The organism is Desulfobaculum bizertense DSM 18034 (genome assembly GCF_900167065.1).
GTDB lineage: Bacteria > Desulfobacterota > Desulfovibrionia > Desulfovibrionales > Desulfovibrionaceae > Desulfobaculum > Desulfobaculum bizertense.
The window spans coordinates 380,092-394,849 of the sequence record NZ_FUYA01000001.1 but is presented as its reverse complement, the minus strand read 5'-3'; the positions used below and the strand labels follow the sequence as shown (position 1 = coordinate 394,849).

The following is a 14,758-nucleotide window of genomic DNA, read 5'->3' as shown; positions in this document are numbered from 1 at the left end:
TTTTCCCAGCTTTTAGCATCTATTCTGACAATTTACTAGGCATCACAGGAGTTTTACCCCTGTATTCCACGTTACCGAAATGCGACAAAAAGAGGTGCAAGGCTCAGGTTTTTAGAGCTTTTTTTGACTTTTTTCGTCAAAAAAAAGGGTCTCCCCAAAGGGAAGACCCACATTTTTTTGGTTCCTAGGCAAGTTCTGGTACCCGGTGCTCCTGCGCAAGTTCGCGCCGGACTTCTTCCAAATCAATCACAATAGGATCAATCAGGGTAAAGCCCTCAGGGTCACACCAGTCTTCAGCGTCTGCCCAGCGTCCATCGTAGAGCACGTTGTCGATAACAAAGTAGTTGGGTTCTCCCATTACCCTGTCCCAACGCTGCACATTAAAAGTAAACTTTGCCGGATCAAATTCCTGAATATCATTCCACTTCCAGCGGAAACGGCAGAATTCGTCATCAAAGCCCAGCACAGCCAAAAACTTGGCTCGTGAATTCAGGTAAAGCCGACGACGCATTGTTGTCACGTCTTGCGTAATCCGCGTCTCGTCAAAGGGTACGGCCTCCGAGTCGACAAAGACTCGCACACAGCAGTCTGGACAATAGCGCATCCCATACGTTGCAGTATTCCCCTTTCGCCACCACGAAAGATACTTCTGCTTGTATATTCCACGTCCAAAATCTGCAATCTTGCGCGCAGTGCTTTCAGAAATCGGATGCAACGCGAGGTCACAACTTGGTCCTGCAATTTCAAATGTCACGTTCATGAGGGAACTCCTTCCCTCGAGCACTCCTTACTGCATATCACCATCACAATCCAAGAACAACAGGAAACCCACCGCATCGTAGCGCCATAAAAAAAGCCTCGACATTCATCGAGGCTCTCCTGTTCGGCTTATTTTTTATCTTTTCCGTTTTTATTGGCCCACCAGCTTGAGTCTGGCCCCAAAAACCACCAGTCACTCTGGTCAGTGGCATAGACCTGCGCGGCAAGCTCTTTGCCCTGTGGCGTTCTCAGACGCTTGAGCGCCCCCTGAAGCCATTTCTCGGCATACGGGTTGCCAAGGTCCATCTGCTCTTTGAGGCACATAATAAAGTCAATCTGGTCTGCATCCTGTGCAAGCCGGGATTCTTCTGACTCTGCCCCTTCCAGCTCGCCCCACAGCCCCAGAACCTTCTCAGAAAGTCCCGTACCTGCGGTTGCATCTTTCAGGGCCTGCGTTCCATTCGCCGTGCAATACATCTTGTTGACGTAATTCAGGTCTCCGGTCCGCGCCTCATGCACATCATGAAAGAGGCACATCATGGTCGTATGTGAGCTGTCTGCTCCGGCCATCTCTGCCAGGACAAAACCAATAATCGAAGTACGGAAGCTGTGTTCGGCAACGCTCTCTTTGCCGGACCCCAAAAACTGGTAGCCCGTCCGCGGCGTGTGCCGCAGCATTCCAACTTCAAAAAGAAAATCCGTCAGCCGTTTCAGACGGGTCATGTCACAATTTTTTAGAGCCGGAGAACGCTGCTCCGACGTCGAATCACTCATTGTTCCACCCTTTTCGGGCGGGCTACGAACGGTAGTCCGCGTTAATGCTTACGTATTCATGCGTCAGGTCAGAGGCCAAAAGCGAACTTGCGCCTTCGCCATTCCCTAACTCAATATCAATATGGATGTCTTGCTTCTCAAGATGTGGCACCAGCAGGCTGTCAAAATCAATATCCACAGGCTGACCATTTTCAAAAATGCACAGTCCAGCAATGGAAATAGACACTTCTTCCGGCTCAAAACGCGCGCCGCTCCGTCCAAGGGCCGCAGCGATACGTCCCCAGTTGGGGTCCTGACCAAACATGGCGGTCTTGACCAGTGGAGAATTACCCACGGCCCGAGCTGCAAGCTCTGCATCTTCATTATCAGGAGCGCCCGTCACCGAGACATGCACAATCTTTGTTCCACCCTCGGCATCCTGCACAATCTGGTAGGCAAGGGAACGGCACACTTCTGTGACGGCTTCCAGCAAAACCTCACGCCCAATAGTGTCGACACTCATGCCGCTGGCGCCATTGGCAAGGCCAAACACCGTGTCATTTGTGCTGGTGTCGCCATCGACTGTCACCCGGTTAAAGCTCCGATTCACAGCCTCACGCAAAATTTCACGCCACTGTGCAGCAGGCACGTCGGCATCAGTCATCACACACCCAAGCATGGTCGCCATGTTTGGCGAAATCATGCCAGCACCCTTGGCAAAACCCAGCACCCGAACTTCACGGGCGCCCTTTCCAATGCTCTGCCATGCAAGCTTGGGGAAAGTATCCGTAGTCATGATGGCCTTGGCAACGTCAATAACGCCAGCAGTAGCCCGGCTTTTTGAAAGCGGAGACATGGCCTTGCGCCACAGGTCCATCTTGAGCTGAGGGCCAATCACACCTGTGGAAGCAACCAGCACCTGATCGGGCTTGGTTCCCACAGCCTTGGCAACCATCTTTCGGGTCTCCTGACAATGTGTCAGTCCCTCTGCTCCGGTGCAGGCATTGGCCTGCCCAGAATTGACGCAGACCGCATGGGCCGTATCACTCAGGGCCAAAGCTTCGCGGGAAACGCGAACCGGCGCAGCCTGAAAACGGTTTGTCGTAAATACTCCGGCAGCAGTTGCCGGGGTTTTGCTGATGACCACACCAATATCGTTACGGTCTGGAGTCTTAAACCCAGCCGCAGCAACAGCAAAAGTAAATCCCTGAGGAATCTGCATCTTTTGTCTCCAGCTCTTTACAGCATAGCTAACGTGTTCTTGTGTTGAGGCACTGAGCATGACGGAATTTTCTTCTTTTTAAAAGAAAAAAGCGCCCGCCAGAGGCGCGCGCTTTTACTGCATACTGAGCGCCTAGCGGCCACAGCACTTTTTATATTTCTTTCCGCTTCCGCACGGACACGGATCATTGCGGCCGACCTTCGGTTCTTCCCGTTTCATGGGCTTCTTCTTGGCGGCCTCAGACTCTCCGCCTCCGGCGTAGGTCACATTCTTTTCTTCCTGATGCTGGAAGTCGTCTTCGTGCACCTCCTGCTGCAAGCGCAGGCGGCACAGGGAACGCAGCGTGGTTTCCTTGATGCGCTCCAGCATATCCTGGAACAGCTCAAAGCCCTCACGCTTGTACTCCTGCTTTGGATCTTTCTGACCGTATCCACGCAGGCCAATGCCTTCACGCAGGTAATCCATGTTCAGCAGGTGTTCTTTCCAGTTCCTGTCGAGGCTATCCAGCAGGAAGAAACGGAAAATTTCTGTATACATATCTGGTGCGCCCTGACGCAGTACGCCAAAGCGTTCGTTCACAGCGTCACGTGCAGCATCACGGGTCGGCAGCTTTTCACGCAGCTCATCCACCCGGCCAAGATTGAAAATCTCATCCAGACGGCCAGCAACAAACTCTGTCGCCTCTTCCTCGTCACCGTGACGGGACTTGGAGTGCTCAAGGCTCTCAAAGAGTCCATCAAGCTGTTCGTCAACAAAAGTGTTCACCATCTCTTCCAGCTCAGCAGGCTGGGCGCGCATGATGTCACGACGCTGGGAATAGATAACCGTACGCTGCTGGTTCATGGTGTCGTCGAACTCCAGCAGCTGCTTACGAATATCAAAGTTACGGCCTTCAACGCGACGCTGTGCGTTCTCAATGGCCTTGGTCACCATTGAGTTCTCAATAGCTTCGTCATCCTCAAGGCCAAGGCGGTTCATGATGCCCTGAAGCTTCTCAGAACCAAACAAGCGCATCAGATCATCGTCCAGAGCAAGGAAGAACCGGGAGGAACCCGGATCACCCTGACGGCCAGAACGACCACGGAGCTGGTTATCGATTCGGCGGGACTCATGGCGCTCAGTGCCAAGGATGTGCAGGCCACCAAGCTCACGCACGCCCTCGCCGAGCACGATGTCAGTACCACGGCCAGCCATGTTGGTAGCAATGGTAACTTTGCCCGTCTGGCCAGCCTCAGCGACAATCTCTGCTTCCTGCTCGTGGTGCTTTGCGTTCAGAACGCTATGCGGCACACGGCGCTTTTTCAGCAAGCTGGACAGGCGCTCAGACTTTTCAATACTCGTCGTACCAACCAGAACAGGACGGCCTTCCTTATGCTTTTCGGTCACGTCCTCAGCAATGGCGCGGTACTTGGCGTCCTGATTCTTAAAGATCAGGTCAGCCTGGTCGTTACGAACCATCGGGCGGTTGGTCGGGATAACGGTCACGTCCAGATCATAAATCTGCTTGAACTCAACAGCTTCCGTATCAGCGGTACCCGTCATGCCAGACAGCTTGTCATACATGCGGAAGTAGTTCTGGAAGGTAATAGATGCCAAAGTCTGGTTCTCAGCCTCGACCTTGACGTGTTCCTTGGCTTCCAGAGCCTGATGCAGACCATCGGAGTAACGGCGACCTTCCATGAGGCGGCCCGTGAACTCGTCAACGATCATGACCTGCCCCTCTTTCACCACGTAGTCCACGTCACGCTTGAACAGGCGGTGCGCCTTCAAAGCCTGCAAGACGTGGTGCTGATAAGCGATATTGGCAGGGTCATACAGGTTGCTGATACCCAAAATATTTTCGCACTTGATAACGCCTTCATCGGTCAGGGACACGGTGCGGGCTTTTTCATCAAGGATGAAATCGTTCTCCGGGTTCAGGCGGGGGATGATGGAATCCATCTGCGCGTACATGGCGACGGAATCCTGAGCCTGACCAGAGATAATGAGCGGGGTACGGGCTTCGTCAATAAGGATGGAGTCAACTTCGTCAACGATGGCAAAATGCAGATCACGCTGAACAAGCTGGTCCAGATAAAATTTCATATTGTCGCGGAGGTAGTCGAAACCAAACTCGTTGTTTGTTCCGTACGTAATGTCCGCGCCATACGCAGCCTTGCGTTCTTCGTCGGTCATGCCATGCAGCACAGTACCAACGCTCAGGCCGAGGAACGTATAAATCTGAGACATCCACTCGGCGTCACGACGGGCGAGGTAGTCGTTCACCGTCACGACATGGACGCCTTTTCCGCTCAGGGCATTGAGCACAACTGGCAGTGTTGCCACCAGAGTTTTACCTTCACCGGTTCGCATCTCTGCGATACGGCCGCCATGCAGGACAGCTCCACCGATAAGCTGCACATCGTAGTGCCGCATGTTCATCTGGCGACGGCCAGCCTCACGCACCAGCGCAAAGACTTCTGGAAGCAGCTCGTCAGTGCTCTTGCCAGCCTCGACCTGCTGCCGAAGCTCCGCAATACGAGAAGGGAAATCCGCGTCCGAAAACGCACGGACCTTGTCCTCAAGGCTATTCACCTGATCCACAACAGGTCCCAAAGTCTTCAGGTATCGCTCATTCTTGGTACCAAAAAGTTTACGCCCAATGGCCGCGAACATATATTTCTCCTCGTATGTCAAAACGCCAGAAGATGGCGTTCGGGTCAAAAATCATAGATCAAACATATCCAGCCAGTGTGCAACGGTCACGCCCTCTGGGGCTGTTCCGGCAAGCTGGGAATAACATCCGCTGCATCCTGTCAGCACGCAGGAAGGCGACTCTTGCAGCAGGCCTTCCCAACAGCGTTTCCCGACGGTCGCAGAAAGTTCTGGAGCGGTAAGCTGGAGGATGCCACCCATGCCACAACACTCTGCGGCATCGGGCTGGCGGAAAGATTGTCCTAAAAGATCGTGCAGCAGAACTGCATCCGGGTCCCCATCTGGAGCATGGCACGGATGATGGTACACCAAACTCGACGGCATATCACCGCTTTGTTCAACGCTCATACCCTGACACAGGGAAGAAAGGGGAAGGAGACTCTCGGCAAAGCGCTCGGCCTCTGCCCTATCACGAAAAAGTGACGAACAGGTCGCATAGGCGGCAAGCCCTGCGTGGCAGCTTGCACAGAAGGTCACCAGCAAATGTTCTCCGGCCTCACGCCACAGCTCGACGTTATGCGCTCTGGCGTTTTTCTGGGCGGCTTCTGCCCCTGCATGACCAAGGCTCGCTCCGCAGCAGTCCCACTTAGGGCGCACAGCGGTTTCAAAGCCCAAAAACTCCAGCAGTTTTTCTGCGGAGCTGGTCCATCGCCGGGTAACAGCCTGAGCAAGGCAGCCTGGGAAAACTACGGCCTTCCGGTCATATTGGCAAGCTGGCGCACTTTCTGGACGGAGGAACCCGGCAAGTTTTCGTGGCTCAGCCAGTGCGGCGAGCTTTTTGGCAGAAGATGGAATTCGGGAATCGCCCTTGCCACACACTGGAGCTGCCAGTTTTGCCATACGCGAAAAAAGCGGCCACGACAGTGCAGAGCTTTCGATCCAGACCTTCCAGAGTCTGCGGGCAATACCTGCGTGTTCTGCCCGGACTCGCGCCACCGCATGTGGCACATCCACGTTCCGAGGGCAGGCCTTATGGCATCGGCCACAGGTCAGGCAACTCGCGGCCAGCGATGCGGCTTTCTTTTCAGAAAAGAGTTCCGGGGTCTCGGCAAAACGCTCCAGAAGCAGCATGCGTCCACGAGGACTCAGCTCTTCCTTTTGCGTCGCGCTAAACAGTGGACAGACTTCCAGGCAACGCCCACACTGTATACACTGTGGATCCGTCCCGGTGTCCTGCGATTGTACGTTTTTCTCTTGCGTCATGATCTGTAATATATCCCAAAACTCGCAGAGCAGTTGGTCCTGTTCCGCAATCTGGGACAATAAGTCCGCGAATGGGTCCAGTCAATGCGCTGATTCAATTAAAAAAAATGTTATGCTGGACAAGCTTTCTTAGTGGGATATAAGCATCTGACGCAACGCAACTTTTTGACGCAGAACCCACGCAAGGGAAGGAAATGACGACTCAGAAAAAAAACCTGTCTCCAGTACCATACATTGCACTGCTCGGTGCAGTACTTCTCTGGAGCAGCTCTTTTGTGGCGATGAAGATTGGACTCAGCCATTTTGACCCCAACGTCTTGATCTTTGGTCGAATGCTCATTGGAAGCATCTGTCTCATCCCACTTTTTGGATACCTCACACGAGTTCAGTACAAAGCCGGAGACTGGAAGCCTCTTTGCTTTATGGCTTTTTGCGAGCCGTTTCTCTATTTCGTCTTTGAGTCTCACGCGCTCAAATACACCTCTGCAGCTCAGGCTGGCATGGTTACATCCCTTTTGCCTCTTTTTGTAGGCATTGCTGCAATTCCATTTCTGAAAGAAAAAATCAGCCGATGGATGATGGCAGGCTTTCTTCTTGCCGTTGCTGGCGTTATCTGGCTCAGCCTTTCTGGTGAAACAACAGAAAATGCCCCGGCTCCCGTCCTTGGCAATATTCTGGAAGCCCTCGCTATGGCCTCGGCAACAGGCTACGTCATCATGCTCAAGCGGCTCTCCTTTCGCTATTCTTCCAACTTTTTGACCGCATTTCAGGCCGTCGCTGGTGCCGCCTTCTTTTTCCCGCTGCTCTTTTTGCCCACAACTGTCATCCCAACACACTTTCCTACCGAAGGCGTGCTTTCTGTGGTCTATCTCGGCAGTATTGTGACTCTCGGCGGGTACGGCCTTCACAATTATGCCGTCAGTCAGATCCCGGCCAGCCAGTCTACCGCGTTTATTAATCTTATCCCGGTATTCACAGTGTTCCTTGGCTGGCTCGTCCTCGGCGAGACCTTTACCGGCCAGCAGATGATCGCCTCCGGTCTCGTTCTCGCCGGTATCTTTCTCAGCCAGAAGAAGACACGGCCTGCTTCGCAAGCCTCATAACACCCGGCGAAATCATATCCAGCATCACCAGCACGTCTTCCAGTGGAAGCGGGCAACTCGTGCCTTCGATATAGCTCTTCGCCTTTGCTAAATGTTTTTCCGTAATATGCCCGGAGTTCAGCAGCCACTGCACTGGATTTCGGGCATTTCGTTTTTCATCCAGCGTCTGGATCTCTTTCTGAATTTTTCGCTCCCGACGCGCCAGCATATCTGCCTTGCGCTCCAGCACCCGCTGTTGCCGCACCAAATCTTCGTACTCCAGCGACAAGGTGTCCAGCTCGCCCCCAAGCTTTCGGCACTCCTTTTCTACCACCCGTCGGCGCTCCAGAAATTCGCTCTTTTCCCGGTAACAAAAAAATCCCCCAACTATTCCGAACAGCAGCAGCCCCATTGTCGTCCAGAACATGCTCATACGCTTTCGACCTCCCTTCGCTTTTTGCGGAAGCTCATCCCTCGGCTCCCGCCACGCTCTCTCTTCCTCTTCTCCGCCGCGTTCAGCTCTGTCTCCTCGCTCTCAAGTTTCTCCTGCAAGGCTCGCTCTGCCTCCTCGGATCGCGCGCATTCTTCACGAAGATGTGCAAGCTCATCGTGCTTCCCGCGAATCTGTTCACCAAGCGACAGCAAATCCCGCTCCAGTGTACTCCGCTCTTCATCCAGCACCGCGAGCTGTTCTCGGTTCCGCCGCCGCAATTGCGTAACGTATGCACTGAAAACACCTACAGTAAGCAGAACTGTCAGTATGCAAACAAACGTCTCCACAATCCCCCTCCTCTATGGGCTTCAATTTTCTCACGTATCCTAGAGAAGCTCGCGCCCTAAATCAAGGTATCTATAGAACTTATACTGCTGTAAAGGTAGGTTACAAGACTCCGCCCTGTGCTCTGCAAGGTGGGCTTGGCAGGTTTATTGGGGCGCTGCCCCAAGCCCTGCAAGGGGCGCTGCCCCTTGACCCCGCCCAAGGACGAGGCCCTTGGGAATCCCGCTATCGCTCAAAAAATAAGGCTGAATGGGATGAAAGCTTCGCTTTCCTCTCCATCAGCCTTATTTTTTGAGCTAGGGGAATTTCCTCAACGCGTGTTCTTCTGCTTTTTTCTGCCGCACTTATTTTCTTCTTGAACGCAAGCGTTCAAAAAGAAAATGGTGGCAACGCACGGGAAAGAGAAAGAAGCCGCTTTAGGCAGCCCCAACAAGTTTAAAAGCCGTGCAAGCGAAGCTTGCACGGCTTTTAAACTCGATGAGGATACGTAAGGGAATCATTCCCTTACGCGGGGGTTTGGGGGCTGGCCCCCAAATCTTCTCCCAGCTCATTCTATTCTAATAGGCTTTACCGGGGTTCATGATGTTCCGGGGGTCGAAATCGGCTTTAATCCGGCGCATGAGCTGCCGCTCGACGGGTCCGATTTGCCTGTTGAAATATGGATACTTGGTCATGCCGACGCCATGCTCGCCAGACATCGTACCGCCACAGCCGAGGACGACCTTCAACACATCATCCTTGAGCGCTTTAGCGACGGGGAGCTGCCCGGCGGTTTTGTCATACATCACATTAACGTGCAGATTGCCGTCACCGAGATGGCCGAAAACGAGAGTCACAAGCTTGTGTCGGGCTGCGGCCTCACGAATACCAGCAACAGCCTCAACGACACGCCCACGCGGCACAGTGACATCGTCAGACATCTTGTCTGGCGCGACGGTGAAAGACGCGGGATTGATAAGCCGCCGCACTTCCCACAGAGCTTCTTCGTCGGCCCCCTGCCCGGTGGCGAGAAACGAAGGGGAACATAATTCAAGGACACGAGATAAACGCGCAAGCTCAAGGGGGAGAACTTCCTCTGAGCCATCAAGCTTGAGGAGAAGCACCGCTCGGGTCGCCTCTGGCCACGGAGCCGTGGTGACGGCGGAAAGAGCTTCGAGCACTTCGCGCGCCATGAACTCCATCGCCACGGGCAAAATTCCTGCCCGGAAGACCTCGGATGCAGCATGAAGCGCAGCTTCGAGAGAAGAAAAACCTACGAGCACAGACGCCGTCTGCTGCGGGAGCGGGAGAAGCTTTAGCTCAAGCTCCGTGATAAATCCCAGCGTCCCCTCGGAGCCGACGAAAAGACGTGTCAGATCCAAGCCGACAACATTCTTGTGGGTGCGCCCACCACACTCAATAAGCTGCCCACCGGGGAGCACGGCTTTCAACCCGAGCACATAGTCACGGGTAACGCCATACTTTACGGCGCGCATGCCACCTGCATTGGTGGAAACATTTCCACCGATGGTGGAAATGCGATGGCTGGCGGGGTCCGGGGGATAAAAAAGTGACTTTGCAGCACAGGCACTCTGAAGCTTTGCGGTCACGACACCGGGTTCAGCAACGGCCACAAAGTCCGTCGGGCTAATATCCCGAATGGCGTTGAGATTCAGAGATGAGACGACAATACCGCCGCCCTGAGGCACACAGGCACCAACAACGTTCGTGCCGCGAGATCTTGGGAAAAGAGGAATGCGCTCGGCATGGGCAAACTGCAAAAGTTCCTGCACCTGCTCCACGTTTCGAGGCTGGACAACGGCCCACGGCATGGCAAAAAGCCTGCTGGAATCGCCGCCATAGGCGCAAATTTCCTCTGGGGAAAAGCTGATGTCTTCCTCAGAGAAAATGCCGGATAAAAAAGACTGCTGTGCAGAGGAGAGCATACGGTCTCCTATTTAAAGCGGGCAAGCTCGCGGGCAGTGTCGCGGGCAATATCTCGACGCTTGATGTCGTCGCGGCGGTCAAAGTTCTTTTTGCCTCGGCCGAGACCGATTTCAACCTTTAACTTGCCGTTGCGGAAATAGAGTCGGATGGGGATAACGGACAGACCTTTCTGGTCAACTTTTGCCTCAAGGGCTTCAATCTCCCGACTGTGCAAAAGAAGCCGACGCTCGCGTTCAGGCTCGTGACCTGTGTACACGGCGTTTTCATAGGGAGCGATGTGAACGCCAATAAGCATGGCCTGACCGCCAGCAACGCGCACATACCCGTCCTTGAAACTCACGTGCCCATTTCGAATGGACTTGACCTCGGAGCCCATGAGGGAAATGCCAGCCTCATAGACTTCCAAAATTTCATAATTCCGGCGGGCGTTCTTGTTCACGGCAACAGATTTTGTGCCCGCCCTGTTCACTGATTTCGCCATATATTTTTAAACCATGTCGTCCAAATCAAGGAGCGATGAATAAAAAGTCAGTTCTTCCGGGAATCTGGTAAAGATAGAATCCATAACCAGACGATTAATCTTCATAACGGTACGGCAATCCAAAATGCGCCGCAAAAGCGTTTTGCACTCGTCCATTGTGGTCTGACGAATGATGCGCTTGATGCCGGGGATAGCCTGCGGGTTCATGCTCAGCGAATCAATCTGCATTCCCAAAAGGATGGGCACACAGAATGGATCAGAGGCAACCTCGCCACACAGACTCACCTCAATGCCAGACTGATGCGCGGCGTCAACAACCATTTTGATGGACCGCAGCACAGCCGGATGCAAAGGCTGATACAGATAGGAAACATCTTTGTTGGTTCTGTCAATACCGAGTGAGTACTGAATCAGGTCATTGGTACCAATGGAGAAAAAGTCGACTTCACGCGCCAGAAGCTCGGCAGTCATGACCGCCGAAGGCAGCTCGACCATAATGCCGACCGGGATATTCTCGGCAAAATGGAGTCCGTCACGCCGCAGGTCCTGCTTGACCTCAAACAAAACCTTGTTCGCTTCGCGAAGCTCCCGCAGCCCTGAAATCATTGGATACATCATAGCGCAGTTGCCATGTACGGCAGCGCGCAAAATAGCGCGAAGTTGCGTTTTGAACATATCCTTGTGCTGGAGACAAAAACGAATGGACCGCAGGCCAAGGGCCGGGTTCCGCTCGCTAATCTGCGCATGCTGGGAAAGCAGCTTGTCCGAGCCAAGGTCTAGTGTCCGATAGGTCACCTTCTTGCCGTCCATAATCTCGGCAAGTTCCTTGTACTCCTCATACAGCTCTTCCTCAGTTGGGAGAGAGGGGCGATTCATGTAGCTGTATTCCGTCCGGAACAGCCCAATGCCCTCCCCGCCGTAATCAAGAACAGCAGCGACTTCTTCAAAAAGTTCTATGTTGGAGTGCACAGCCACCCGGAAACCGTCAATGGTTTCGCCGGGAAGATGGCAGTTGCGATGAATCGATTTCTGATATGTCTCAAAACGATTCTGCAACTCGGTGTAGTGCGCCAGCTCCTCTTCGGATGGCTCCACCAGAATGCGCCCCTTGAGGGCGTCAATAATGATAAACTCACCGTCAGTAATATTGTCTTCAAGCCCGCTCACACCAACAATAGCAGGAATCTGAAGCGTCCTTGCCAGTATCCCGGTGTGCGAGGTCTTGCCACCTTCTGTGGTGCTAAAGGCCATAATCTTGTCGACTTCCAGTCCGGCAGTGTCGGACGGGGCAAGATCATGCGCCAGCAAAATGATACGGCCTTCAATGGCCGTCAGCCCAGAGGAGAGTCCCATAAGTTTGGACAAAACCCGGTCAGCCATCAGCCGAACATCCTGAATCCGCTCCCGGATGTAGTCATCCTTGATTGCGGCAAAGGTTTCTTCGGTATCCTTGATGGCCTTGAGCAAAGCCCACTCAGCATTGATCTGCATTGTGGTGATGTACTTCACCACAGATTTGCTCAGCTTTGGGTCCCGCAAAATTGTAATGTGCGAATCAATCAGGAGGGCGTGGTCAGAAAGTTCCTTTGGCAGGTCTTCCCGAACAGCGACCAAATCGCTAATCGCGCAGTCAACAGCCTGACGCAGACGTTCAGCTTCGCTTTCCACAAGGTCCTGAGCGATGGACTGGCGTGGAATGGCGCCGTAAAGACGCCGATTCATGAAAAAGGCTTTACCAATGGCAATGCCAGAAGAGACCGGAATACCGGTGATGACCTTTTTGGCCACTACTTCTCCTCGCCGAAGCGGTTCAGAAACAGGTTCAGAAGAGTGTCAACAGCCTTGCCAGCATCAGTGCCGCGTGCCCGGAGCGTCAGGGCGCAGCCCTGAGGGGCAGCAAGGGTCAGCAGGTCCAGAATACTTTTTGCGTCCACAGACTGGTCACCAGATTCAAGCAGAATTTCCGAGGCAAATTTCTGAGCCTCTTGGGCAAGTCGTGCAGCAGGTCGGGCGTGAAGTCCAAGCTCGTTTCGCACGCAGACCTGAGCACTGCGGAAATCATCAGCTTCGGTTTCCAGCACTGTGTCCTCCATTGTATTGGGTCGCCCTTCCGGGGCGCTCTCGTCGTGTGATGTCATCATCTCATGCAAACAGTGAAATCAAAAATTTCTCAAGCCACGGGTAGCCAAGGTACGCAGTCACAAGGAGCGCAACAATAACCTCCCGTGAAAGCCCTGCCGTAAAAACAACACCAGCAAGGCCTCCCAAAGCCAGAACCGCAGCAAGCCACTCATACCACAAAAAGAGCTGTGGCCATGAGACAAACCAGATTCCGGCAACGAGCAGCGCGTTCACAAGCTTGAATCGCTGCCCCCAATTAATCAGGTCCCACTTCTTTAGAACGTGCAGAATCTGCAAACCCTGCCGATAGCCAGCCATAAATGTGTAGGCCTTGAATGCCTGCAGAGCGAAAAAGCAGGCAATACCAAAGACCAGCGCAAGCCAGCCTAGCCCAGAGGCCCAGAGCAAAAACGTCGCGAGGGACCAAAAAACCAGTATGCTGCCACCAAAAAACGAGTCGCCAATGGCAGACAGCGCATAAATCGTGGTGCTTCTCAAGCTTCCAAATGCCTCTGGAGACAAAAGCCCACGAGCTATTTTTGTTTCGACACCAAGAAAGATTCCAAGAAGGAGCGGTGTCCAGAAAGGATGCGTGTTGTAATGCCCAACATAGCGCTGCCGGGCATGACGCAGTGGTTCGCCCGAGCCGTAGATAGCTCGGAGTCCGGGGTCAATGGCAAAGGCGAGGCCAATATTCTGCATTCCGCGGGTGTTGAAGCCCGCACCAACAAACAGCGTCCGCACAAAACAGGCATGCAAGACCCTTGCCGTCGGAAATGAGGCGCCGCCATGTGTTTTGCCCTTCTGAGCACCTGCCGCCACTACATCCTCCCTCATCTTCTGCCAGTTGGGACGCGCTACCTAGAGCGAATTGAGCAGCGCGTACACGTCCTTGCTTGACCAGCCCTGCACCTGATCTGCCACGCGACGGGCGAGCTGGCGCGGTTTGCCACCAGCTTCTCGCTCACGTTCGAGCAGAGCACAGACTTCGTCCTGTGTGGCCCGTTCATTTTTTGACGGTGGGCCAACAACAATGGTGAACTCGCCGAGGAGCGGGACCTCAAGTGAATCAAGTTCAGCCAGGTTTCCGTTTATAAAATCCTCGTGTGCCTTGGTCAATTCACGACAGACGCAGACGTCTCGTGCACCAAGGCACTCATGTGCAAGGGCCAGACTTTCCATGAGCCGATTTTTGCGCTCAAAAAAGACCAGCGTTGCACCTGTTGCCCCATGCGTGGCAAAAAGCCGCTTCTGCTCGCTGACCTTACGGGGCAAAAAGCCCAGAAAGGTGAACGGCAGGGGTGGGATTCCACTTGCAGAAAGCGCTGTCAGCGGAGCACTGGCTCCCGGAACCGGAACAACATCCAGACCTTCTCTGCGGCATTCACGTACCAGAGTGAAACCGGGATCAGACATAAGGGGCGTTCCAGCATCGGAAATCAGGGCAACAGACTTGCCTTCCTGAAGCGTCTCAATCACGTGCGCTGTGCGGGCGTCTTCGTTGTGCTCATGAAAGCTCACAAAACCATGCGCCGGGATACCCAGACGATGGAAAAGCTGGCCGCTTCTCCGCGTATCTTCTGCCAGGACGACATCCGCCGCAGAAAGCACATGAAAAGCCCGGGGAGACAGGTCTCCAAGGTTACCAAGGGGCGTTGCCACAACATACAGCGCGGGGCGCAGGGATTCTTCTGATTCGTTCTGTTCTATCATCTCTTCTTGTCGGAGCGCCAGGGGCG

Annotated in this window: 14 protein-coding genes; 1 reads left to right on the top strand and 13 read right to left on the bottom strand. The window is 53.8% G+C overall.

The window, feature by feature from the left end:
* Positions 1-184: 184 nt before the first annotated feature.
* From B5D23_RS01820 to B5D23_RS01800, 5 genes are all read right to left on the bottom strand, one after another.
* Positions 185-760: a hypothetical protein gene (locus tag B5D23_RS01820; RefSeq protein ID WP_078683680.1), complete on the bottom strand. Its 576-nt coding sequence runs from the start codon at positions 758-760 to the stop codon at positions 185-187.
* A 128-nt stretch (positions 761-888) separates the two neighbouring features.
* Entirely contained in the window at positions 889-1,533 is a 645-nt protein-coding gene (locus tag B5D23_RS01815) for an HD domain-containing protein (RefSeq protein WP_144012506.1), read from the bottom strand.
* 22 nt (positions 1,534-1,555) lie between these two features.
* Positions 1,556-2,734 carry a bifunctional glutamate N-acetyltransferase/amino-acid acetyltransferase ArgJ gene (argJ, locus tag B5D23_RS01810; RefSeq protein ID WP_078683679.1) on the bottom strand — a complete coding sequence of 393 codons (1,179 nt, stop codon included), beginning with the start codon at positions 2,732-2,734 and terminating at the stop codon, positions 1,556-1,558.
* A gap of 132 nt (positions 2,735-2,866) precedes the next feature.
* The gene (gene secA, locus B5D23_RS01805) at positions 2,867-5,389 is read right to left on the bottom strand and encodes a preprotein translocase subunit SecA (protein WP_078683678.1); all 2,523 of its coding nucleotides are present in this window, start codon (positions 5,387-5,389) and stop codon (positions 2,867-2,869) included.
* 51 nt (positions 5,390-5,440) lie between these two features.
* Complete coding sequence (locus tag B5D23_RS01800) at positions 5,441-6,631, bottom strand: (Fe-S)-binding protein (RefSeq protein ID WP_078683677.1); 1,191 nt, start codon at positions 6,629-6,631, stop codon at positions 5,441-5,443.
* A gap of 194 nt (positions 6,632-6,825) precedes the next feature.
* On the opposite strand from B5D23_RS01800, the gene B5D23_RS01795 reads away from it, so the two are divergent.
* Positions 6,826-7,734 (top strand): DMT family transporter, encoded by a 909-nt coding sequence (locus tag B5D23_RS01795; protein ID WP_078683676.1) that lies wholly within the window; start codon positions 6,826-6,828, stop codon positions 7,732-7,734.
* Here B5D23_RS01795 and B5D23_RS01790 read toward each other — a convergent pair.
* From B5D23_RS01790 to rsmI, 8 genes are all read right to left on the bottom strand, one after another.
* The gene (locus B5D23_RS01790; protein ID WP_078683675.1) at positions 7,694-8,146 is read right to left on the bottom strand and encodes a hypothetical protein; all 453 of its coding nucleotides are present in this window, start codon (positions 8,144-8,146) and stop codon (positions 7,694-7,696) included. The genes B5D23_RS01795 and B5D23_RS01790 overlap by 41 nt on opposite strands.
* Positions 8,143-8,493 (bottom strand): coiled-coil domain-containing protein, encoded by a 351-nt coding sequence (locus B5D23_RS01785; RefSeq protein WP_078683674.1) that lies wholly within the window; start codon positions 8,491-8,493, stop codon positions 8,143-8,145. Before B5D23_RS01785 ends, B5D23_RS01790 begins: the two co-directional genes overlap by 4 nt.
* Before the next feature lie 555 nt (positions 8,494-9,048).
* Positions 9,049-10,416, bottom strand: coding sequence for an FAD-binding oxidoreductase (locus B5D23_RS01780; RefSeq protein ID WP_078683673.1), 1,368 nt, complete (start codon positions 10,414-10,416; stop codon positions 9,049-9,051).
* An 8-nt stretch (positions 10,417-10,424) separates the two neighbouring features.
* Positions 10,425-10,898 (bottom strand): SsrA-binding protein SmpB, encoded by a 474-nt coding sequence (smpB, locus tag B5D23_RS01775; RefSeq protein ID WP_078683672.1) that lies wholly within the window; start codon positions 10,896-10,898, stop codon positions 10,425-10,427.
* 6 nt (positions 10,899-10,904) lie between these two features.
* On the bottom strand, positions 10,905-12,686 hold the full coding sequence (gene ptsP, locus B5D23_RS01770) for a phosphoenolpyruvate--protein phosphotransferase (RefSeq protein ID WP_078683671.1): 1,782 nt from the start codon (positions 12,684-12,686) through the stop codon (positions 10,905-10,907).
* Complete coding sequence (locus tag B5D23_RS01765) at positions 12,686-12,991, bottom strand: HPr family phosphocarrier protein (protein ID WP_144012517.1); 306 nt, start codon at positions 12,989-12,991, stop codon at positions 12,686-12,688. Before B5D23_RS01765 ends, ptsP begins: the two co-directional genes overlap by 1 nt.
* Before the next feature lie 49 nt (positions 12,992-13,040).
* Entirely contained in the window at positions 13,041-13,841 is an 801-nt protein-coding gene (locus B5D23_RS01760) for a PTS system mannose/fructose/sorbose family transporter subunit IID (protein ID WP_234985051.1), read from the bottom strand.
* A gap of 39 nt (positions 13,842-13,880) precedes the next feature.
* On the bottom strand, positions 13,881-14,732 hold the full coding sequence (gene rsmI, locus B5D23_RS01755) for a 16S rRNA (cytidine(1402)-2'-O)-methyltransferase (RefSeq protein WP_078683669.1): 852 nt from the start codon (positions 14,730-14,732) through the stop codon (positions 13,881-13,883).
* Positions 14,733-14,758 lie beyond the last annotated feature (26 nt).